Annotated in this window: 22 protein-coding genes; 7 read left to right on the top strand and 15 right to left on the bottom strand. The window is 66.9% G+C overall.

What is annotated here, in order from left to right; translation table 11 throughout:
• Nucleotides 1–43 precede the first annotated feature (43 nt).
• The 3 genes from ccmB to narL form a co-directional block, all read right to left on the bottom strand.
• On the bottom strand, nt 44–712 hold the full coding sequence (ccmB, locus tag ACUH78_RS03915; protein ID WP_418364020.1) for a heme exporter protein CcmB: 669 nt from the start codon (nt 710–712) through the stop codon (nt 44–46).
• Nucleotides 706–1,332: a cytochrome c biogenesis heme-transporting ATPase CcmA gene (ccmA, locus tag ACUH78_RS03910; protein WP_418364021.1), complete on the bottom strand. Its 627-nt coding sequence runs from the start codon at nt 1,330–1,332 to the stop codon at nt 706–708. The genes ccmB and ccmA overlap by 7 nt, the downstream gene beginning before the upstream one ends.
• A 72-nt stretch (nt 1,333–1,404) precedes the next feature.
• A complete protein-coding gene (gene narL / locus ACUH78_RS03905; protein WP_418364022.1) occupies nt 1,405–2,049 on the bottom strand; it encodes a two-component system response regulator NarL in 645 nt (214 codons plus the stop codon).
• Between the two features lie 300 nt (nt 2,050–2,349).
• On the opposite strand from narL, the gene ACUH78_RS03900 reads away from it, so the two are divergent.
• The gene (locus ACUH78_RS03900; protein WP_418364023.1) at nt 2,350–3,045 is read left to right on the top strand and encodes a Crp/Fnr family transcriptional regulator; all 696 of its coding nucleotides are present in this window, start codon (nt 2,350–2,352) and stop codon (nt 3,043–3,045) included.
• A gap of 25 nt (nt 3,046–3,070) precedes the next feature.
• Here the strand turns inward: ACUH78_RS03900 and ACUH78_RS03895 are convergent, their stop codons facing one another.
• Together ACUH78_RS03895 and ACUH78_RS03890 are read right to left on the bottom strand one after the other, a co-directional pair.
• The gene (locus ACUH78_RS03895) at nt 3,071–4,519 is read right to left on the bottom strand and encodes an exonuclease domain-containing protein (RefSeq protein WP_418364024.1); all 1,449 of its coding nucleotides are present in this window, start codon (nt 4,517–4,519) and stop codon (nt 3,071–3,073) included.
• 56 nt (nt 4,520–4,575) lie between these two features.
• Complete coding sequence (locus ACUH78_RS03890; protein ID WP_418364025.1) at nt 4,576–4,764, bottom strand: DUF3460 family protein; 189 nt, start codon at nt 4,762–4,764, stop codon at nt 4,576–4,578.
• Nucleotides 4,765–4,958: 194 nt separating this feature from the next.
• Between ACUH78_RS03890 and ACUH78_RS03885 the strand changes: the two genes are divergently transcribed.
• Nucleotides 4,959–6,653 carry a GGDEF domain-containing protein gene (locus ACUH78_RS03885; protein ID WP_418364026.1) on the top strand — a complete coding sequence of 565 codons (1,695 nt, stop codon included), beginning with the start codon at nt 4,959–4,961 and terminating at the stop codon, nt 6,651–6,653.
• A 28-nt stretch (nt 6,654–6,681) separates the two neighbouring features.
• Here ACUH78_RS03885 and ACUH78_RS03880 read toward each other — a convergent pair whose 3' ends face one another.
• From ACUH78_RS03880 to ACUH78_RS03865, 4 genes are all read right to left on the bottom strand, one after another.
• Nucleotides 6,682–8,889: a RelA/SpoT family protein gene (locus tag ACUH78_RS03880; RefSeq protein ID WP_418364027.1), complete on the bottom strand. Its 2,208-nt coding sequence runs from the start codon at nt 8,887–8,889 to the stop codon at nt 6,682–6,684.
• 17 nt (nt 8,890–8,906) lie between these two features.
• On the bottom strand, nt 8,907–9,122 hold the full coding sequence (gene rpoZ / locus ACUH78_RS03875; protein ID WP_418364028.1) for a DNA-directed RNA polymerase subunit omega: 216 nt from the start codon (nt 9,120–9,122) through the stop codon (nt 8,907–8,909).
• 2 nt (nt 9,123–9,124) lie between these two features.
• Nucleotides 9,125–9,739 carry a guanylate kinase gene (gene gmk, locus ACUH78_RS03870; protein ID WP_418364029.1) on the bottom strand — a complete coding sequence of 205 codons (615 nt, stop codon included), beginning with the start codon at nt 9,737–9,739 and terminating at the stop codon, nt 9,125–9,127.
• A 75-nt stretch (nt 9,740–9,814) separates the two neighbouring features.
• Nucleotides 9,815–10,681 (bottom strand): YicC/YloC family endoribonuclease, encoded by an 867-nt coding sequence (locus ACUH78_RS03865; RefSeq protein ID WP_418364030.1) that lies wholly within the window; start codon nt 10,679–10,681, stop codon nt 9,815–9,817.
• A gap of 92 nt (nt 10,682–10,773) precedes the next feature.
• Between ACUH78_RS03865 and ACUH78_RS03860 the strand changes: the two genes are divergently transcribed.
• The 5 genes from ACUH78_RS03860 to hemW are packed head-to-tail and all read left to right on the top strand — an operon-like array spanning nt 10,774 to nt 15,260.
• Complete coding sequence (locus ACUH78_RS03860; RefSeq protein WP_418364031.1) at nt 10,774–11,721, top strand: serine/threonine protein kinase; 948 nt, start codon at nt 10,774–10,776, stop codon at nt 11,719–11,721.
• Between the two features lie 12 nt (nt 11,722–11,733).
• A complete protein-coding gene (locus ACUH78_RS03855; protein WP_418364032.1) occupies nt 11,734–12,651 on the top strand; it encodes a PP2C family protein-serine/threonine phosphatase in 918 nt (305 codons plus the stop codon).
• 11 nt (nt 12,652–12,662) lie between these two features.
• Nucleotides 12,663–13,394, top strand: coding sequence for a ribonuclease PH (rph, locus tag ACUH78_RS03850; protein WP_418364033.1), 732 nt, complete (start codon nt 12,663–12,665; stop codon nt 13,392–13,394).
• Between the two features lie 26 nt (nt 13,395–13,420).
• The gene (gene rdgB, locus ACUH78_RS03845) at nt 13,421–14,026 is read left to right on the top strand and encodes an RdgB/HAM1 family non-canonical purine NTP pyrophosphatase (RefSeq protein WP_418364034.1); all 606 of its coding nucleotides are present in this window, start codon (nt 13,421–13,423) and stop codon (nt 14,024–14,026) included.
• Nucleotides 14,027–14,036: 10 nt separating this feature from the next.
• Nucleotides 14,037–15,260 carry a radical SAM family heme chaperone HemW gene (hemW, locus tag ACUH78_RS03840; protein WP_418364035.1) on the top strand — a complete coding sequence of 408 codons (1,224 nt, stop codon included), beginning with the start codon at nt 14,037–14,039 and terminating at the stop codon, nt 15,258–15,260.
• Between the two features lie 192 nt (nt 15,261–15,452).
• Here hemW and ACUH78_RS03835 read toward each other — a convergent pair whose 3' ends face one another.
• The 6 genes from ACUH78_RS03835 to sppA form a co-directional block, all read right to left on the bottom strand.
• Nucleotides 15,453–15,881, bottom strand: a complete 429-nt coding sequence (locus ACUH78_RS03835) for a BLUF domain-containing protein (protein WP_418364036.1) — start codon at nt 15,879–15,881, stop codon at nt 15,453–15,455.
• A 118-nt stretch (nt 15,882–15,999) separates the two neighbouring features.
• A complete protein-coding gene (locus ACUH78_RS03830) occupies nt 16,000–16,797 on the bottom strand; it encodes an alpha/beta fold hydrolase (RefSeq protein ID WP_418364037.1) in 798 nt (265 codons plus the stop codon).
• A gap of 23 nt (nt 16,798–16,820) precedes the next feature.
• The gene (locus tag ACUH78_RS03825; RefSeq protein WP_418364038.1) at nt 16,821–17,960 is read right to left on the bottom strand and encodes a toxic anion resistance protein; all 1,140 of its coding nucleotides are present in this window, start codon (nt 17,958–17,960) and stop codon (nt 16,821–16,823) included.
• A gap of 16 nt (nt 17,961–17,976) precedes the next feature.
• Nucleotides 17,977–18,912, bottom strand: a complete 936-nt coding sequence (locus ACUH78_RS03820) for a cobyrinic acid a,c-diamide synthase (protein WP_418364039.1) — start codon at nt 18,910–18,912, stop codon at nt 17,977–17,979.
• Nucleotides 18,912–19,544, bottom strand: coding sequence for a YbhB/YbcL family Raf kinase inhibitor-like protein (locus tag ACUH78_RS03815; protein WP_418364040.1), 633 nt, complete (start codon nt 19,542–19,544; stop codon nt 18,912–18,914). Before ACUH78_RS03815 ends, ACUH78_RS03820 begins: the two co-directional genes overlap by 1 nt.
• 55 nt (nt 19,545–19,599) lie before the next feature.
• The gene (sppA, locus tag ACUH78_RS03810; RefSeq protein ID WP_418364041.1) at nt 19,600–21,441 is read right to left on the bottom strand and encodes a signal peptide peptidase SppA; all 1,842 of its coding nucleotides are present in this window, start codon (nt 21,439–21,441) and stop codon (nt 19,600–19,602) included.
• Nucleotide 21,442 lies beyond the last annotated feature (1 nt).

The following is a 21,442-nucleotide window of genomic DNA, read 5'->3' as shown; positions in this document are numbered from 1 at the left end:
CTCACTCGGTCGGTCGGGCCGCCTCGGCGCCCCGACCCAGTCGTCAATCGGTCGATATTCTCAATGCAGCGGCACAGGCTAGCGGTGCCAGTGCCAGCGCACCCGCAAGTCCACCTCCCAAGAGCAGCAGGTGTGCCGCCGCGCCCGTACCGGAAAGCTCCGCCTCAACCGCCCCAGCGCCGAAGATCAGCACTGGCACAAACAGCGGCAGCACCAGCAACGCCAGCAACATGCCGCCGCCACGCAGGCCCAGGGTCAGCGCCGCGCCCACCGCACCCAGCAGTGCGAGGATCGGCGTACCGAGCGCCAAACTTAGTACCAGCACTGGCAAACCGCCTTGCTCCAGGTCAAGCAGCAAAGCCATGCCCGGCGCCACCGCCACCACCGGCAGCCCAGTGCTGACCCAGAAAGCCAACACCTTGGCCATCACCCACAGGGCAGCCGGTTCCCTGGACAGGAGAAGTTGCTCCAGAGTTCCGTCCACGTAGTCCTGGGCGAACAGCCGGTGCAGCGACAGCAAGCAGGCGAGCAGTGCAGCAACCCACAGCACGCCCGGCGCAATCGCGCGCAGCTGGTTGGGCTCGGCGCCCACGCCGAAGGGAAACAAACACACCACGATGACGAAGAAGGCCAGCGTCACCAGCACGTCGGCACGGCCGCGCCAGGCGAGCAGTAGGTCGCGGCGCAGCACCGCAAAGAAGGTGCTCAGCATGCGAAGGCCCCCACGTCGAGCACCTCGGGCGGGCGCGCGAAGGGCGCATCCTGATGCGTGGTGAGCATCACCATGCCACCCGCAGTGCAGTGATCCGAAAGCGTCGCGGCAAGGTCGGCCACCGCATGGACGTCGAGTGCGGTGAAGGGCTCGTCGAGCACCCACAGCGGACGGCGGGCGGACAGAAAGAGTCGCGCCAGCCCCACGCGCCGGCGCTGGCCTTGAGACAGCACGCGAGCGGGCAGGTCGAGCTGGTCCTCCAGCCCGATGCGCACCAGCGCGTCGATGCAGGCCTGCGCTTCGACCCGGTCACCCGATGCGGCACAGGCAAAGCGGAGGTTCTCGAGCGGAGTCAGCAGGTCGTTGAGCGCGGGCGCATGTCCGAGATAGAGCAACTCGCCATGAAAGGCCTCTCGCTCGCGGCGGATCGAAGCGCCACGCCAGCACACCTCCCCCGCCTCAGGCATTGCGAGCCCGGTCACCAGTCGCAACAGACTGGTCTTGCCGACGCCGTTGGGACCGGCGACGCGCAGCAACCCGCCCGCCTGCAGGCGGAAGGCGAGTTCGCGAAACAGCAGGCGGTCACCCTTCAGGCAGGCGAGATCAGCGACTTCGAGCATGGGGACGGATTGAACCACAGGCGTGGCCGGTCGCGCCATCCTGCCGGCCCTGCGGGGAGCGGGAACATGGCCTCACACCCGCATCCGCTCCACGGCCCACACCGCCGCCTCCACGCGCGAACGCAATGCCAGCTTGCGCAGGATGTGCTTCACATGCACCTTCACTGTGCCCTCGGTGATGTCGAGTTCGCGGCCGATCTCCTTGTTGGACAGGCCCGTGGCGATTTTCTCGAGGATACGCGTTTCCTGCTCGGTGAGACCCGCAGCCTCGGGCGACTGCGGGCGCGATTCGCTGCGCAGCGCGGCAACGAGAAGCTGATTCAACTGCTCGGGAATCACCACCCGCCCCTCAACTATCGCCCGCAGCGCCTCAAGCATGGCTTCCGGCGCCATGTCCTTCAGCAGGTAACCGTCCACTCCGCAGCGCAGGGCCGCAACCACGTCCTCACCCGAGTCCGAGGCGGTAACGATTACGACCTTCGCCCTCAGTCGCGCTGCGCGCATGGCCCGCAGGGCCTCGAGACCGCTCAGTTCCCGCATCGCGAGGTCGAGCAGGACGAGATCCGGATCCAGAGACAAGGCAAGGTTCAGGCTGTCCGTACTGCCGGCGGCCTCGGCCGCGACATGCATGTCAGGAGCCTGATGAAGGAGTTGCACCATGCCCTGCCTGAACAAGGGGTGGTCGTCGAGGATCAGCACGCTTCTGCAGCGGAGCATCAGGCGAGGCCTCCAGCGTCCATGGAACGACGGCCGGTACAGGACGGGACCTTCGCGCAGTGGCATACGACCCTTTTTGCTGGCGCTGTAGACATACCCCTTTCACCTGTTCAGGCCGGCTCATGCGCCTGCCAAATTGTATAAACGCCAATTATTCATAGTCTTGACTTTACATATACATACCTCCAAAGAGGTATGCATTACATCACGCTCTGCTTTTATACCAATCGCATTTGACGTACACGCAAGCGATGGTCGTCTAATCTACAGAGAGTTCGTAGCCGTCCGCAGGAGACCCGCATGGCACAGACCGTCCCCTACATCGACACGACCGACCTTCTCGCACGCTGCGCGCCCTTCAACATGCTCGACAGCCAGGAGCGCGCCCGCATCCAGGCCGCGACACGCCCGATTCATGCTGCGCGCGGCGAACTGCTCACCCAACAGGAGTCCTGTCCGCGCGGCATCCACATCGTGCTTTCCGGCAGAGTGAAATGCTTCATCCTGTCACCGTCCGGTGGCGAGAAGATTGTTCGCCTCGCTGAGCCGGGCAGCTTTTTCGGCGAGGAGGCGGCGTTGCTCAACCGTCCACACCTCGCCAACGCCCAGGCCATGTGCACAAGCGAGCTTCTGCTCGTACCTACCGCATCGCTGAGAGAGGCGATGGTGACCTCGACGGCCTTCTCGGTGTCCATGGCGGCTCATCTCGCCGCTGCGAGCTACGACCTCATGTCCACGATGCAGGTTCAGTTCCAGCTCAGCGGCACACAACGGGTAGCGCACTACCTGACCCGGCTGGCCCCGGACGACGCTGAGTGCTGCGAGATCCGGCTCGACACCGACAAGCAGACCATCGCCGCGCAGCTTAACCTGACCCCGGAGACCCTCTCGCGCATCCTCGCCCAGCTCGCGCGCGACGGCATGATCCAGCAGCGCGGTCGACGCAGCATGGTCCTCAACAAGTTGTCGGCGCTGCGCGACTGCGCGGCACACTGAACGACAATCTGGAGCACAGCACGCCTCAGCGCGCCACCGCGGACGGCTCGAGCGGCCGGACCTGAGCCAGGTGTGCCGGCACGGCGAGCCAGCGAGCAAACATGCGCCACAGGTCGACATCGAAGCAGCGCGGCGTGGTGACAGCGCGCTCGCGTAGTGCGACTTCGCCCGCTTCGGCATCCACGCTGCCCAAGTGGCACCAGCGGTCGAACAACTGAAGTCGGTGCCGCCCGCTCACTGCATGCGTCTCCTCGACCGCCACTGCTCCACCCCACGGCCAAGCCCTCGGCCCGACCCCTTCGAGGGCACCTGCCAGGCGCGCGTCGTGCTCGGCGGCGCTTTCACGCCGTGCACAAACGCCCGCACAGCGCCGGGACCCGTGCGCGGAACACGGCCCCGTCCCGCCCTCCAGGCCCAGCCTTTGCGGGCACAGGCGGTACAGCATCGCAAGCTCGCGCAGCACATTGTCCGCTTCGCGCCGATTGCGGAACACACCATATTGACCACTCCATGCGGCCGGATCCGTGCCGGCCACCGGCACGGCCTCGAAGATCGGCGGACGCTTCCGGTTGGGCAGCAGGCGAAGCGCAAAAGCGCCATCCGCGGGCTCATGCGGGCGGTTGAAGCGGGGCTGGAAATTGCGCAGCAGAGCTGCTTCGCGCAGCGACGTGTCGAGCTCGCCGGCCGTCTCGACCCACTCGACGCGACGCACCCGCGCAGCCAGTTCCGCGTCCCGACCCTTGCGCGCCGCCGCACCGAAATGCTCGCGCACCCGTGCGCGCAGGCTCTGCGCACGTCCCACGAACAGCGGCACCTCGCGCCGCCCGGCCATGGCTTCAGGCTCGGCGTAGAACAGGTACAGCCCGGGCACGTCGGGTATGGCCTCCAACTCGCCTTCGGCCAGCCCCGGCGGCTGGGCAGGCGCCTTCATGGCTCGCGCCACTGCACGCGCGAGGATCTCCTCCGGAAACGCCGCCTGCACCTGACGGACGAACTGCCACAGCACATCCACATCGCCCATCGCACGATGGCGGATCGTACACACCAGCCCGTGACGCTCGATGAGTGCGTCCAGTCCGTGCTTGTGATGCTGTGGGTATAGCGCGCGCGAGAGCTTCACCGTGCACAGCACCTCGGCGTCGAAGCTCCGACCGATGCGCTCAAACGCGTTCTTGATGAAGCCAAAATCGAAGCGTGCACTATGGGCGACAAAGACGCAGCCCTCGAGTAGTCCTGCAACCTTGTCCGCCACCGTATCAAAGGTCGGCGCATCGGCGACCATGGCATCGGAGATACCGGTGACTTCCTCGATCAGTGGCGGAATCGGCTGGCCGGGCGCGATCAGGCTTTCCCAGCGCGCACGCACCTCTCCGTCCTCCACGCGCAGGATGGCGATCTCGGTGATGCGGTCGCGCACCGGATGCGCACCGGTGCTCTCGACATCGATGATGGCGAATCGCCGCGGCAGACTCATGCGTCAGGGCCGCAGACGGAATCGAACAGCCGCAAGCGAATCCTTCAGGCCGCGGCTCAGTGGTTGGCGTCGTAATAGTACGACTTCACCGGCACACGCGCGGCCGCCAGGCGCTCCTGCTCCTCGACGCTCTGCGGCTTGTCCCACCACAAGGCACGGCCCGTCTTCTGCTCTGCGCGCTCTTCGGGATGCTTCTCCATCCATTCGCGCATGAATTTGGTGTGCTCGGATTCGTACATCGCCATGATCGGGTCCTCGAGGTTGGACCGCGATTTTAGCAGCACGCAGAAGGCAGGGCACGGGATACCGGCTTGATGATAGGCTAGTTATATTCGACCCAGCGCATACTGCGCCGCCACGCGGACAGCATGCTCCAGCGCCACGCCTCACGGACCTGGCCGGATCCAACAGCGCCCGTCACGCCACAGACTTCGCATACATGAACCTGAGAACCCGATTCCTGCTGCTTACCGCGCTGCTCATGCTGACAGCGTCAGCCGTAGCCTTCGCGTTGTTCCAGCGCGCGGCCGAGCGCATCATCGAGCACTGGGGCGTCCGCCTGGCCGAGACCCAGGTGCGCTACGACAGCGCGCGCCTGCTGCAGCCGATCGGGCGTGAGATTGCGCTTGCCCGCCAGATGGCGCACTCACAGGTGCTGCGCCGCTGGGCGCAGAATCCGGACGATGTCGCGCTATACACCGAGGCTCTGGCGGAGATGGAGAGCTTCCGCAACAACTTCCAGGACCGTAGCTATTTCGTCGCCCTGCGCAAAACGGGGGCTTACTACCACAATAATGCGGCCAACGAATTCGGGGAGGCGCCGCTGCGCTACCACCTCAAGGAGAGCGAGCCGGCCGACGCCTGGTTCTTCACCCTGATCCGCGAACAGCGCGACTTTCACCTCAACATCAATCCGGACGTCCCGCTCGGCGTCACCAAACTCTGGATCGATGTGCTGATCCGCGGCGATGACGGCCACATTCTCGGCGTGGTCGGTACGGGCCTGGAGCTCGACGGCTTCATCCGCGATGTGATCGACGTCTCGCCTCCGGGCGTCAGCACGCTCTTTGTCGATCATAGCGGGGCCATCCAGCTCTTCCGCGACCGTGAGCTGATCGACTACGCCAGCATCGTCAAGCAGGCAGCAGAGAAGAAGACGGTGGACCGGCTCCTCGAGCGCGAGGAGGACCGCGCACAGCTGCGTGCGATGATGGCGCAGCTGCGCGCAAGTGGAGCCCTGCCCATGACCGTCCTGAGCCACTTCGTCAAGGTGGGTGGCGAGCGCAATCTGGCGGGGATCGCCTACCTTCCCGAGCTCGACTGGTTCGAGATCACGCTGCTCGACCTCGACGTACTGATGCCGGTCAGCAGCCTGAACGTGGCGGCGCTCGCCTTCAGCGCTGCGCTGCTGGTAACGCTGGCCATCGTGCATCTGAGCATGACCCGCCTGATCTTCAGACCCATCGGCGCACTCGAGCGCGCAATCCTGCAGGTACGCGACGGCGACCCGGACCCCGTCGCCCTTCCCTCGGGCAAGGGCGAGGTCGGCAAGCTGATCCAGCATTTTGAGGCCATGGCCAACGCGGTTCGCAGCACCCACGCCGAGCTCGAACACCGGGTGCAGGAAAGGACCGAGGCGCTCAACCGCCTTGCGCGCATCGACGACCTCACCGGCCTGACCAACCGGCGCGGCATGACCGAGCTGATCGTCGAAGAGCTTAGCCGCAGCGCTCGCCAGCACAGCGCGCTCGGCATCATCTGGATCGACGTCGACCACTTCAAGCAGATCAACGACATGCTGGGCCATGCAGAGGGTGATCGTGCGCTGACCAGCGTCGCCCAGCTCCTGCGTAGCCAGATCCGCCCCTACGACAGTGCGGCGCGTTGGGGTGGCGACGAGTTCCTGGTGCTGCTGACGCCCTGCGATCGTACGGCGCTGGTCACGTTGAGCGAACGCATACGCGCCGAGGCCGAGCACACATTGAGCCTGGCCAATGGCCGGCCAATCACGCTCAGCATCGGGGCCTATCTGGCCCAGCCGGGTGAAAGCGACGAACACGCCCTGCTCCGCGCCGACGAGGCCTTGTACCGGGCAAAGAATCAGGGACGCAACCGGGTCGTGGTCAGCGGCTGAAACAGCCGACGGGGACGCTCGCGCAGGATCAGCCCACGCGACCGTCGCCCTTCACCCTACCGATTCGCACCACATCCGGCAGCCGCCGCACCTCGCGCATCACCCGCGCCAGGTGCATGCGGTCGCGAACCTGGACGGTAAAGCTCAGCGCCGTGTAGTCGCCCTGCTCGCTTTCCATGGACACGCCCTGGATATTGCAGTCTTCCTCGGCGATGGCGTTGGCCACGCGCGCGAGCACACCACGCGCATTGCGGCTGAGCACCCGGATGCCGACGTCGAACAGGCGGTCGTCGGTCAAGTGCTCCCATTCGACATCGACCCAGCGTCCACGGTCGCCACGCAGGCGCGCCACATTGGGGCAGTCGTGCGTATGCACCTCAAGGCCCTGCCCCTTGCGCAGGGTGCCGATGATGGGATCTCCCGGGATCGGATGGCAGCAGCGCGCCAGCTGAACAGCCACCCCTTCCGAACCACGGATGGTGATCGCCCCGGCGGGCTTGGGCTTGACGACGTCCGGGCGCCCCGACTCCATGTCCTGCGCCTCGGCAAGGCGGCGGGCGATGATCGCAGGCAGGCGCTTGCCCAGACCGAGATCGGAGAACAGGTCACGCTTGTGCCGTACGCCCCGGTCGCGCAGGAAGCGGTCCCAGGCAAAGGTGGAAATCTGCCCCAGCGTAAGCCCATGCGGACGCAGCGCCTGGTTGAGCAGGCGCTCGCCAAGCGCAACCGCCTCGTCCTGCTGCGCGTTCTTAAGGAAATGGCGGATCTGCGCGCGCGCCTTGCCGGTACGGGCATAGGCCAGCCAGGCCGGGTTGGGGTTGGCATGCGCTGCGGTGATGATCTCGACCTGGTCTCCGTTGCGCAACTCGCTGCGCAGGGGCATGAGGTCGCCGTTGACGCGACAGGCCACGCAGCGGTTGCCCACGTCGGTGTGCACCGCGTAGGCGAAGTCGACCGGGGTCGAGCCCTTGGGCATGGAGAAGATCTTGCCCATCGGCGAGAACACGTATACCTCGCCCGGGAACAGGTCGATCTTTACGTGCTCGAGGAATTCGGTGGCCTCGCCCGACGTGGACTGCAACTCGAGCAGGGACTGCAGCCAGGAGTGCGTCTTCTGCTGCAGTTCGGTGAGGGTTTTCTCGTCTTCCTTGTACAGCCAGTGCGAGGCCACGCCGGTCTCTGCGATGTGGTGCATCTCGCGGTTGCGGATCTGCACCTCGACCGGCATGCCGAAGGGGCCGATCAGTGTCGTGTGCAGGCTCTGGTAACCGTTTGCCTTGGGGATCGCCAGGTAGTCCTTGAACTTGCCCGGCACCGGCTTGTACATCGAGTGCAGCGCGCCCAGCGCCAGATAGCAGCTGGGCACATCATTGACGATGACGCGGAAGCCGTAGATGTCGAGCACCTGCGAGAAGGACAGGTGCTTCTCGACCATCTTGCGGTAGATGCCATAGAGGTGCTTCTCGCGCCCCTGCACTTCCGCGGCGATGCCCCACTGCGCGAGGCGCTCCTCGATGCTGGAGAGGATCTTGCCTACCACTTCTCGGCGGTTGCCGCGTGCGGCGCGGATCGCCTTGGCGAGCACCTCGTAGCGCAGCGGGTACTTGTTCTGGAACGACAGTTCCTGGAGTTCGCGGAAGAGGTCGTTGAGGCCGAGCCGGTTGGCGATCGGCGCATAGATCTCGAGCGTCTCGTTGGCGATGCGGCGACGCTTGGCCGGACGCATGTGGTCCAGCGTGCGCATGTTGTGCAGGCGGTCGGCGAGCTTGATGAGGATGACGCGCAGATCGCTCGCCATCGCCAGCAGCATCTTGCGGAAGTTCTCCGCCTGCGCCTCCTCGTGCGAGCGAAACTCGATCTTGTCGAGCTTGGAGAGCCCATCGACCAGTTCGGCGGCGATCTTGCCGAAGCGTTCGGCGATCTCGGCCTTGCTGATGTGCGTGTCCTCCATCACGTCGTGGAGGAGCGCCGCAATCAGCGCCTGCGAGTCGAGGTGCCAGTCCGCCACCAGCGAGCACACCGCCACCGGGTGGCTGACATAGGGCTCACCGCTGACGCGGAACTGCCCGGCATGGGCATCGGCGGAAAAATGATAGGCCGCTTCGACCCGGCCAACGTCCTCGGGCTTGAGGTAGGTCTGCAGCTTGGCCTTGAGTTGCTGGAAGTCGAGCGCGAGCACGCTCGACACCGGCGGGCGGAAGGATTGGGGGGCTGGGCTCGCGTCTGCGGCTTTCATGCAACCCCCGGGCGGAATCAGGCCTGACCGCGGTTGAGCATCTCGAGGCCGACCTTGCCTGCCGCCACTTCACGCAGTGCGACGACGGTGGGTTTGTCCTTGTCCTGCGGGTCGAGCTCGATCTGCGGCGTGCCGCCGGCGGTGAGCTGGCGGGCACGGTAGGTCGCCGCCAGCGTGAGCTGGAAGCGGTTCGGAATCTTCTTCAGGCAGTCTTCTACGGTGATGCGGGCCATGTTCAGTCCTGTTCGAGAAAGGCGAAATATTCGGGATGCCGCAAATGCTGGTTCGCATAACGCAAACGCGCAGCGCGCACTACGGCGACCAGATCGTCGAGCGCGGCATCGATTTCGTCGTTGATTATAACGTAGTCGAATTCGGCGACATGGCGCATCTCTCCGCGCGCACCGAGCAGGCGGCGGCTGATGACCTCGTCGCTGTCGGTGTTACGCCCGCGCAGGCGGGACTCGAGCGCCTCCATCGACGGCGGCATGATGAACACGCCCACCGCATCGGTGAAATGCTTGCGAACCTGTTGCGCTCCCTGCCAGTCGATCTCGAGCAAGGTGTCACGCCCCGCCGCGATCTGCTCCTTCAACCAGACCTTCGACGTGGCGTAGTAGTTTCCGTGCACCTCGGCCCACTCGAGGAACTCCCCGCGATCGCGCAGGCTGCGGAAGGTCGGCACATCCACGAAGTGATACTCGCGCCCATCGTGCTCGCCCGGCCGCGGTGCGCGCGTGGTGTAGGAGATGGACAGCTGCACGCGTCGATCGCGCTGCAGCAGGCCGCGCACCAGCGTGGTCTTGCCGGCGCCCGACGGTGCGGTGACGATGAAGAGGGTTCCCGGCATGGTGCGTGTCCTCGTTTGGCTTAGGGCGGTCGCCCGCGCGCGCTGTGCGGCGCGGTCTGGCTGGAGCGCGAGCGCTCACTCCAGGTTCTGCACCTGCTCGCGCATCTGCTCGATGAGCACCTTCATCTCCATGGCGATGCCGGTGATGTCGGTCGCAGGCGATTTGGAGGCCAGGGTGTTGGCTTCGCGGTTCAGTTCCTGCATCAGGAAGTCGAGCCGTTTGCCGGCTGCGCCGCCAGCCTTGAGGATGCGCTCAACCTCGTCGAGATGCGTCGCAAGCCGGGTCAGCTCCTCATCGACATCGATACGCTGGGCGTAGAGCGCGACCTCCTGGCGGACACGCTCCTCGTCCAGGCTGGCGACCGCGTCGCGCAGTCGTGCGGTGAGGCGCTCCTGGTATTCGGCGACCACGGCCGGCATGCGCGGCGTCGCCTGGGCGACCAGCTCGCGCATGCGCGCCACCCGCTCACGGATCATGTCAGCGAGCTTCTCGCCTTCGCGACGACGCGTCGCCACCATGTCGTCGAGCGCGGCTTCGACGAGTTGGACGATCGCCGGCAGCATCTCGTCGAAGCCGAGGCTGTCGTCAGCGAGCATGCCAGGCCAGCGCAGCAGTTCGTTTACGCTGAGCGGCGCGGCGTCGGCGAAGCGCGCGCGCAGGGTCGCCTGGGCCTCGGCCAGTTGATCGAGGAGCGCGGCATTGAGCGCCATGCTGCGCGGCGCACTGTGCCCGGCCTGGAGATTGAGCCTGCACTCGACCTTGCCGCGCCCGAGGCGGGCCGTGATCCGCTCGCGAATGGCCGGCTCGGCCGCACGCAGATCGTCTACGATGCGGAATCCCAGGTCGAGATAACGCGAATTGACGCTGCGCAGCTCGAGATGAAGGCTGATACTGCCCAAGTCTCGCGTCTGAACCGCGAAACCTGTCATGCTTTGGACCATTGAAGCGCTCCGGGAACACCGCCCCATCGATTAAACTGGGCGTTCCTCTGTGAAATGAAACCGCGAAGGTTCCGATTCTAGCGCCCCCGAAGATGCCGCCTCAAGCCAATTGCGCGCTGCCACAGGGCTTCCAGCTCGACCAGTACCGCATCGAGCGACAACTGTCGCTGGGCGGGTTTTCCATCGTCTACCTCGCCTACGACACCGAAGGCACCCCGGTCGCGATCAAGGAATACCTACCCAACTCCCTTGCGCTGCGCAAGGAAGGCGAGACCGAACCGCAGGTCCCGGAGGAGCACCGCGCGGCCTTCCGCTACGGCATGAAGTGCTTCTTCGAGGAAGGCCGCGCCCTCGCCAAGCTGATGCACCCCAACGTCGTACGCGTGCTCAACTTCTTCCGCGCCAACGGCACGGTGTACATGGTCATGCAGTTCGAGCGCGGCCGCACGCTGCACGAGTACATCCAGAAGCACCGCGGCGAGATCAAGGAAGGCATGCTTCGCGCGGTGTTCGCGCGCATGCTTAACGGCCTGCGCGAGGTGCATTCGCACAAGCTGCTGCACCTGGACATCAAGCCTTCGAACATCTACCTGCGCACCGACGGCACCCCGGTTCTGCTCGATTTCGGCGCCGCCCGCCAGACCCTGCTCACCGACCAGCCCGTCCTCAAGCCGATGTACACGCCGGGCTACGCCGCGCCCGAGCAGTACGAGAAGGGCGCCCAACTCGGCCCCTGGACCGACATTTACAGCGTGGGTGCCAGCCTGTACGCCTGCGTCACCGGCAGCGCCCCGCCGCGCGCCGACGAGCGTACCCAGCACGACACCTTGCAGCCCCTGGTCCGCACCCACGCGGGCCGCTACCAGAACCAGCTGCTCGAACTGATCGACTGGACCTTGCTGCTTGATCCGCTCAAACGCCCGCAAAGCGTATATGCGCTGCAGAAGGCACTGGTTCACCGTCAACGCGGAGCGGACCGGCCGGAGAAGTGGTTTTCGGACCTCGGCAGCCGCCTGAAGTCCTTCATCGCCCGCAACTGAGGCCGTGTAACCATGCGCTTCACCATCTATCAGGAAAGCCGAGTCGGCCAGCGCAGCAACAACCAGGACCGCATCGCGCACTGCTATTCGCGCGATGCGCTGCTGCTGGTGGTAGCCGACGGCATGGGCGGACACCAGCACGGCGAGCTGGCCGCCCACGTCGCGGTACAGCACATCGCGCTCGCCTTCCAGCGCGAAGCGCGGCCCATGCTCGCCGACCCCTCGCTGTTCCTGTCACGGGCGCTCACCAACGCGCACCATGCCATCCTTGACCATACGCTCGATCGCGGCCTGGCCGAGGCGCCCCGGACCACCATCGTCGCCTGCGTGATCCAGCACGGTGCGGCATTTTGGGCGCACGCGGGCGACTCCCGGCTGTACCTGCTGCGCCGCGGCCACATGGTCACACGCACGCGCGACCATTCGCGCACGCAGATGCTCGTGGATCAGGGTTTGCTGCGCCCCGAGGACGCACAGCACCACCCGGGCCGCAATCGGGTCTACTCCTGTCTGGGCGGCACGCACCAGCCCCAGGTCGAGCACTCGCCGCGCACGCCACTGTGCGATGGCGACATCATCGCCCTGTGCAGCGACGGCGTGTGGGGGCCCGTGGGGGACGACCGCCTCGTCACCGGGCTCACCAATGGCCCGCTCGGTCAGGCTGCACCTCAGCTCATGGACCAGGCTGAGCATATCGCTGGCCCGAGTGCAGACAATCTCTCCATGGTGGCGATGTGCTGGCACGACGAGAACAACCTCGGCCCGGCAACGGTAGACGCAATTTCCACGCGCACCATGGAGATGGACATGTTCAGCACCCGCCTCGGCTCGGGCAGCGCCAGCAACGGCGGCGCCGATCTCGACGAGGACGAGATCGAGCGCGCCATCCGCGAGATCAACGAAACCATCCGCAAGTTCGACCAGAATTGACAGGAATCCCCATGCGACCCAGCCAGCGACACCCCGACCAGCTCCGCGACGTCCGCCTCACCCGCGGTTTCACCTGCCACGCCGAAGGCTCGGTGCTGGTCGAGTTCGGCGCCACACGCGTGCTGTGCACCGCCAGCGTCGAAGAGAGCTTGCCCCCCTTCCTGCGCGGCAAGGGCCAGGGCTGGGTAACCGCCGAATATGGCATGCTGCCGCGCGCCACCCACACCCGCAGCGCGCGCGAGGCCGCCAAGGGCAAGCAGAGCGGGCGCACCCAGGAGATCCAGCGCCTGATCGGTCGCAGCCTGCGCGCAGTGGTTGACCTGGTCGCGCTAGGTGAGCGTCAGATCGTCGTCGACTGCGACGTGCTGCAGGCCGACGGGGGCACCCGCACCGCCGCCATCACCGGCGCCTGTGTAGCCGTACATGACGCGCTCGTCGGCCTGATCACCGCCGGCAAGCTCGCCCACAACCCGATGCGCGAGCTCGTCGCCGCAGTGTCGGTGGGCATCCACCAGGGTGTGCCCGTGCTCGACCTCGACTACGCCGAGGACTCCGACTGCGACACCGACATGAACGTGGTGATGACCGAGAGCGGCGGCCTGATCGAAGTCCAGGGCACCGCCGAAGGCGCGGCCTTCTCGCGCACCGAACTCAACGCCCTGCTCGACCTCGCCGAACGCGGCGGGCGTCAGCTTTTCGAACTGCAGCGCGCGGTGCTGCACGCCGCCATCCCCAAGGCCTGACCCCCTCGCGCCAGGAGCACCATCGCATGAGCAAACGACTCGTCCTCGCAAGCAACAACGCCAAGAAGGCCGCAGAGATGCAGGCCCTGCTCGCCCCGCTCGGCATCGAGGTCGTCCCGCAGTCCGTGTTCGGCGTGGGCGAGGCCGAAGAGCCGCACCCCAGCTTCGTCGAGAACGCACTCGCCAAGGCCCGCCACGCCGCGTCCACCACCGGCCTGCCCGCGGTGGCGGACGACTCCGGCCTGTGCGTCGAGGCGCTCGGCGGCGCGCCGGGCGTGATCTCCGCCCGCTTCGCCGGCGAGCCCAAGTCGGACGCGCGCAACAACGCCCTGCTGCTGGACAAGCTCGCCCATCTCACCGAGCCCGCCCAGCGCCGCGCCTACTTCTACTCGGCGGTGGTGCTGGTGCGCCACGCCGAAGACCCACGCCCGCTCATCGCCGACGGTGAATGGCATGGCGAGATCCTCACCGCCGCGCGCGGCGAGGGCGGCTTCGGCTACGACCCACTGTTCTGGGTCCCCGAACTGGAGCAGACCGCTGCCGAACTCGACTCCGCGCTCAAGAACACCCTCAGCCACCGTGGCGCCGCCATGCGCCACCTGCTCGACCGCCTTGCCGCACATCCGCTCTGACCCCGCCGCCGTGACCACCCGCCGCACCATCCCGCTGACGCCACTCACCACGCCGGCGCGCGCCCTGCCGCTGCCCGAACGCCCACAACTCGAGGCACCGCCGCCGCTGTCCTTGTACGTGCATTTCCCCTGGTGCGTGAAGAAGTGTCCCTACTGCGACTTCAACTCGCACGCTCCACGCGAGGGCGGCATCCCCGAACAGGCCTGGCTGGACGCAGTGCTCGCCGACCTGCAGCACGCCCTGCCCCAGGTGTGGGGCCGACGGGTGCACGGCGTCTTCATCGGCGGCGGCACGCCCAGCCTGATGTCGGCGCAGACACTCGACGGCCTGCTCACCGGCATCCGCATGCTGTTGCCGCTCGACCCGCTCGCCGAGATCACCCTGGAAGCCAACCCCGGAACAGTGGAAGCCGAACGCTTCCGCGACTACCGCGCCGCCGGCGTCAATCGCCTGTCGCTCGGCGTCCAGAGCTTCGACGACACCATGCTGGCAAAGATAGGCCGCATCCACGGCGGCCTTGATGCGCGGCGTGCGATCGACGCGGCGTGCACCCACTTCGAGCGCGTCAACCTCGACCTGATGTATGCCCTGCCCGGCCAGACCCTGGACAGGGCGCTCGCCGACCTGGAGACCGCGATCAGCTTCGGCGTGCAGCACCTGTCCTGCTACCACCTCACCCTCGAGCCCAACACCCCCTTCGCGCACAACCCGCCACCGCTGCCCGACGACGACAGCGCCGCCGACATGCAGGAGGCGATCGAAGCCCGCCTGGCCGAGGCCGGCTTCGAACACTACGAGACCTCCGCCTTCGCCCGCCCGCACGAGCAAAGCCGCCACAATCTCAACTACTGGGCCTTCGGCGACTACCTCGGCATCGGCCCCGGCGCCCACGGCAAGCTCTCCAGCCACGAGGGCATCCGCCGCGAGATGCGCCACAAGCACCCCGGGCGCTACCTCGAAGGCGCGGCGCGCGGCGACTTCATCCAGGAAGCGCGCGAGGTGTCGGTGGCGGAGTTGCCCTTCGAGTTCATGATGAACGCGCTGCGCCTCACTGAAGGCGTGCCGGCGAAGCTGTTCGCAGCACGCACCGGCGTGCCGATCGAGGCGATCGCCGACGAGCTCGCGCAGGCGCGCGAACGCGGGCTGCTGGAGAGGGTGGCGGGACGGCTGCAGCCGACGCTGCAGGGGCGGCGGTTTCTGAACGAATTGCTGCAGGTGTTTCTGAAGGATTGAACACCCTGCAGCGTGCGAGGGGAGCGTCGAGGAATATTTCCTTGCCCAACAGCCTGAAATCCCGCGCCGATGAGCAGGTCGGCGAGCGGGGGCGCTGTCGCCCTACCCCAACCTCGTCTTCTGCATCGAACGACCGGATCACATCGATGTCTGGCGCGTAATGCACGGCCAGCGCGCCATTCAGGATACCTACTAGAATTTCGGTTTGAAGAGAGCCAACAGCCCAAGGCAGCCCGTTGGATCGTCGGCAAAGCTCTCTGCAATCAATCTGCTATTCATGAACTGCGAGAATCCCGGCGTCGCTTGTACGGCTGGATCAGACAAATCTCGAAATCCCATCGACCAGTCCGAAAACATCCGCGCATCGGCCTCGCCGTCCAGAAGCATTGTCGCACCGTGATGGCGAGGGTCCCTTAAAATAGTCTGATACAGCGCCTGCACGACGGTTCGCTCACCCTCAAGCAACTGAATGAAATCCCCGTCTTTATAAAGAAGCATCCCGGTCACGCCCAGGCGATTGTTCTTCTCACGGGCCTTTGAAAGCAACTCAAGCAACGCCGACTTACTGAACAGCTCCGAGGCTGCACTCACATATACAACGCGATAAATTGGAGTTGGCATAATTTTCGCTTTCTGAGTGTTAATTTTTTATGCGCCTATCGTGCATCCGGGGGCCGGAGACGATGATAGACAGCTTCTGGTCGAATGTATGAGTTCGCTGCAAGCGCCGCAACCAGCCCTACGTGGCGACGAAGGACCGGACCATGGCGACGACGTCCGCCTCGCGCTCACGATGCGGGACGTGGCACGTATCGGCCATCAACTCCAGCCGCGCCGGGCCGGCGCTGAGTTCGGTGATCAGCTGCGGGTGAGCGGGCGAACCGTATTCGTCATCGACGCCGTGAATGACCAGGCTCGGGCAGGTAACCTGCGGCAGCACGGCGCGCAGCGACCAGGCCGCGAAGTCCGGGTGCAGCCACGATTCGATCCAGGCGTCGAGCACCCAGCGCGCCTTGTCCCCGTGGTAGCGCTTGAGACGCTCAACCTGGCCCGGGTCGCTGAACAGGGCGCGCGCATCCTCCAGCCCGGCAACGGTACGGTCCTCGACGAAGGCCTGGGCCGATTCGGTGATCAGGGCGACGCAGGCCGCGCCGTGGCGCGCGGCGCAATTCACCGCCATTCCACCGCCGACGCTGTGACCAAAGACGATGAAACGCGCGATGCCGAGCTGGTCGATGACGGCTGCGAAGTCGCCCTCCGCCTCGCGGGCGATGAAGTCGAGCGCGAGCGTACCGGGATGCGGGTCGGAATGGCCGAAGCCGCAGCGGTCATAGGCCACCACCCGGCGCCCGGTGGCCTTGCACAGCGCTGCGGGAAACCCGCGCCAGAGCTCGACACTCCCCAGCGAGTCGTGCAGCAGCAGAATGGGCGCCCCCGGCAAGGACTCGGTCGGCGTCCAGCTACGGACGAAAAGGCGGCCGTGGAGGCCCTCGACCCAGGCGTCCTGGCTGGTGGTGTGCGGCAATCGGGTGTTCATGCGAGGAGGCTTGGGGCGGGTTGTCAGGGCTTCGGCTCGACGCGATTGCCATCATCCATGCGGCGGATCGCCTGCTCGCCCTGGCTGGCCAGCGCGGCGAGGCGGTCGATCTGGGCATCGAGCTTGGGCAGGGCGTCCTGGCGGTAGCGCGACAGGTCATCAATGGCACCGATCACGTCGGCGAAGGCCTGCTCAAGCTGGCCCATGTCTAGCATGGTCGAGGCCGCACGCTTCTGGATATCCACGCCCTGGGTGCGCAACGCCTGCGCGGTGCCGGCGATGAGCGCGGAGGTGGTCTCGTTGAGCGCGGCGACGCGGTCGAGCACCAGGCGCTGGTTGGCCAGGCCGAGCGCCACGGTGACGGCGACGTTGAGCGCCGACACGGTGACGTTGATGGCGCGGTCCACGCCGCGGATGAGCTCGCGGTTGTTGCGGATGACGACCTCGAGCGCGAGCACGCCTTGCTGGCTCACCGCCACCTGTTGCTGCAGGTCGACGATGCGCTGCCGCAGCGGAAAGAGGAGCTCCTCCTCGACGAAGGCGCGCCGCGGCGCGGGCAGGCTGGCGGAGGCGGCCTCGCGGGCCAGGCGGCGGTCGATCATGCGACCGAGTTCGACCTGGCGTTCGAGCTGCGCGAGGATGGCGCGCAGCGACTGCTGATCGTCGGCGAGGGTAAGGTTGTCGCGGCGCAGCATGTCGGCGCCGGCCTGCAGGTCGCGAATGATTGCGTCGAGCGCGTCCTGCGCCTTCTCGTACTTCTGGAAGTAGCGCTGCATCGGCTTGCCGACGCCGGGGATGAAGGACAGCGCGCGTGACAATCCTTCGCCGCTCAGCTGCTGGCGGGCGGGGTCGAGGTCCTGCATCTTGTCGCGCAGTGCGATCAACGCCTGCGCCACCGGACCGCCTTCGTCGCCCTGGTGGGCAAGCTTGCGGATCGGCGCCTGCAGCATCTCGCTGCGCCACGCCGCCTGGCGCTGCAGCTCGACGCCCATGGTGTCCACCGCCTCGCGCTGGCGCTGGAGTTCGGCCTCATCGGCGGCAAGGGCATCGCGCACGAAGGCGTCGGCGGTGACCGCAAGCTCGGGGTCTTCGGGCCTCTCCACAGGCTGCGGCGGAACCGTTTCGCGCGCGATGTCCTCGATCGGGGGCAGTGACAGGCTCATTGCAACATTCCTTGTTCTACGGCTTGCGGCCGTACAGGCCGGCGCGCTCGGCGAAGCGGCGCAGTTCCTGCAGCGCCTGCTCCATGTTGCCGGCGGCGGCACCCTGGCTGCGGCCGGTGTCGATACGGGCGACGGCGACCGCGACGTCATCGAGCGCGGTCAGCGCGGCTTCGTTGCCAGCGGCGATCTCACCCAGCCGGCGCTCGGTCTCGTCGGCGATCGCCAGCCGGCGCCGCAGCGCCTCGCGCTCGGTGGGGTTGAGGCGCGCGGCCTCACCTTCGAGCCGCGCACGGACGAAATCGGCATCCAGGCCGGCGCTGCCGTGCACCAGCTCGACCATTGCGCCCAGCCCGGCGGCCGCCTCGCGCCCAACCTCGCCGACCAGCCCGCGGGCGCGCTCGTAGGTCACTTCGCGCGCGTCGAACTTGTCATCGAGCACGTCGAGCGCGCGCTGGTAGCGGGTGAACAGGCGATCGGCCTGCACCGCGAGGTCCGGGCGGCGCAGATCAACGAGTTCGCGCTTGACCTCCCACAGCTGGAGCACCACCACATCGGCATCGGTCGGCGCGAGGTCGGGGTCCAGCGTCAGCAGGTTGCGCTCGCGGCGCGCGTTGGCGACCTCGTGGCGCTGACGTTCGCGGGCGGCGGCACGTTCACGCCCGGCACGCGCGGCACGCCAGCGGCGCCAGCGCTTCTCCACGGACAGCTCGATCGGCACCGCGGCCAGCCCGACGAGCCAGCCGCCGAGGCTGGCGCCGAAGCCACCCCAGAAGGACGTCATCAGCAACAGCATCGCCACCGTGGGCATCGCTACCGCGTAGCGCAGGATCACCTGCCAGCGCGAGGCCACCTCCTCGGGCACGACCAGCCGCGGGTCGTACAGCCCGGCCATGAACCAGGGCATGAACGACACCAGCAGCCCGAACGCAAGCCCTTGGAGGAAATCGAACATTACGTGGCGCCGAGCGCCGGGTTGAGCGTGTAGGTGCCGGTGAGCTTCGCCTCGCCGAGCACATGGCCGGCGATCGCGGCGCGCACGTCCTGGCCGGTGAAGCGACCTTCCACCGCGCAACGCGGCACGTCCAGCGCGTACAGCGTGAACACGTAGTGGTGGATGATCGAGTCATTCCACGGCGGGCAGGGGCCGTCGTAGCCGTGGTAGTCGCCCTTCATCGCATCGTCGCCGGCGAACCAGGCGGTGTAGTCGTTGACGCCATGGCGCGCGCCGAGCGCCGTCTCCGGCCCGGGCTTGCCGCCGGGCGTGACCTCACCGGAGAAGTGGCCAGCGTCGATGGTGCGCAGGTCGGCGGGCAGATCCACCACCACCCAGTGGAAGAAATCCACCCGCGGCAGGCTGGCCGGCACCGTGCGCCCCTCCTGGTTCACGTCGTCGCCCTTGCTCGGAACATCGGGGTCATGGCAGATGAGCACGAAGGACTGCGTGCCGGCGGGTACGTCGCTCCACGCCAGTTGCGGGTTGCGGTTCCCGCCGAGGCAGACGTGACCTTCCTCTGCAGGAATGCAGAAGGCGAATTCGCCCGGGATGCGGGCGCCGTCGGTGAAGCTCTGGCTGGTGAGTTTCAAGGCATTCTCCTCGCGGATTGAACGGGACGTGGTCGAAGCCTGCACGGCAGCCCGATCAGGGCGTCTCGCACAGGCAGTGCAGATACAGGTGACGCGGGTCGTTCCAGCGCAGCAGATCGGCGGTGGAGCGTTGCACCTCGCCGACCAGCCCAGCGAGCGGACCGGTCGCCAGGCCTCGGGTGGCAAACTCCAGGCCGAGATCCTCGCCGGTACGCAGCAGCCGGCGCAGCAGGCGCTGTTCGAGGGACTCGATCGCCTCGGGCCACACCACCTCATAGTCGGCGAGGCCGGCGCGGGCGGCCGCAGCATCGATCGCCCCCTGCAAGCCACCAAGTTTGTCCACCAGGCCCAGGCCAAGCGCGGCCTCGCCGGTCCACACCCGCCCGCGCGCAACGGTATCGACCTCGTCCACCGTCATGTTGCGGGCCTTGGCGACGACGTCCAGGAAGCGGCGGTAGCCATGCTCGATACTGAGCTGCATGGCCTCGGCCGCTGCAGGGTCGAGCGGGCGACGGGGATCGAGCGCCCCGGCGAGCGGGGCGGTGGCCACGCCGTCGACACCGATGCCCAGCCGCCTCAGTGGCTCGGAGAACTCGGGGAAGAGTCCGAAGATGCCAATGGAGCCGGTCACCGTGGCCGGCGCAGCCCAGATCTCGTCGGCGCCGGAGGCGATCCAGTAGCCCCCCGAGGCCGCCACCGAGCTCATCGACGCGATCACCGGCTTACCGGCCTGGCGAGTGAGCTCGAGCTCGCGGCGGATCAGCTCGGACGCCCACGCGCTACCGCCCGGGCTGTCGATGCGCAACACCACGGCCTTGATGCGCTCGTTCTCGCGCGCCGCTCGGATCAAGTGGGCGAAAGTGTCGCCAGCGACCACGCCCGTGGGTTCGGCCCCGTCGACGATGGTCCCTTGGGCGACAATCACCGCCACGCTCGCGGGCGAGGCCTCCTGCTGGCCGGCGACCACCGCCAGATAGTGGTCTATGTCGATGCGGCGCGGCTCTTCGCCATCCGGGGCCTTGCCCACGGCCTCGATCAGGCGCGCACGCCATTCGTCGCGAGTGCTGAAGCGGTCGACCAGGCCCGCATCGAGCGCGGCCTTCGCAGCGTCCCCCCCGGCAGCGGCGAGGGCGCCGCGGATGTCGTTGACGTGCGCATCGACCGCCTCGGCCGGGAGCTTGCGGCTGGCGGCGATGTCGTCGCGCATGATGCGCCACAGGCCGCCGAGCAGGTCGCGCGTGGCCTCGCGGTCTTCGTCGGACATGTCGTTGCGGGTAAAAGGCTCGGAGAAGGACTTGTATTCGCCGACGCGGAAGACGTGCATCTTCACGCCGAGCCGGTCGAGCGCATCGCGGAAATAGGTTCCGTAGCGTGCCAGGCCGCGCAGCAGGACGAAGCCGTCGGGTGACAGGTGCACCTCATCAGCCACCGAGGCGAGGTAGTACTGCGACTGGGTGAAGCGTTCGCCGCGCGCCAGCACTGGCTTGCCCGAGGCCTTGAAGTCGGCGATCGCGGCACGCAGCTCGGCGAGCTTGGATAGACCGCCACCGATGAGCTCGTCCGTCTCGATCACCAGCGCCGCGATGCGGTGGTCGTCGCGCGCGCTACGCACCGCCTCGACCAGGTCGGCAAGGCGCACATGCCCAGCGGGCGCGCCACCTGCGCGCAACAGCGCGAGCGGCGGCTCGAGTTCGGTCTGCTCGACGAGCGTGCCAACGGGGCTCAGTACCAGCGCAGACCCGGCCAGCACCTCGGGTGCGGGCCGGAAGAACAGCGACACCAGCACGCCGAGGCCGAAGATCAGCGATGCGTAGAAGACGCCGCGCACGAGCAGGTCGAACAGGCGCACAAACATGCGCAGCACGTTGTAGATGAAGCGGAACAGGCCTCGGATCACG

It is taken from the genome of Thauera sp. ZXT1-4 (assembly GCF_052598215.2).
Note: the sequence above shows the minus strand (reverse complement) of the source record. Positions and strands in the feature narration are given on the sequence as shown.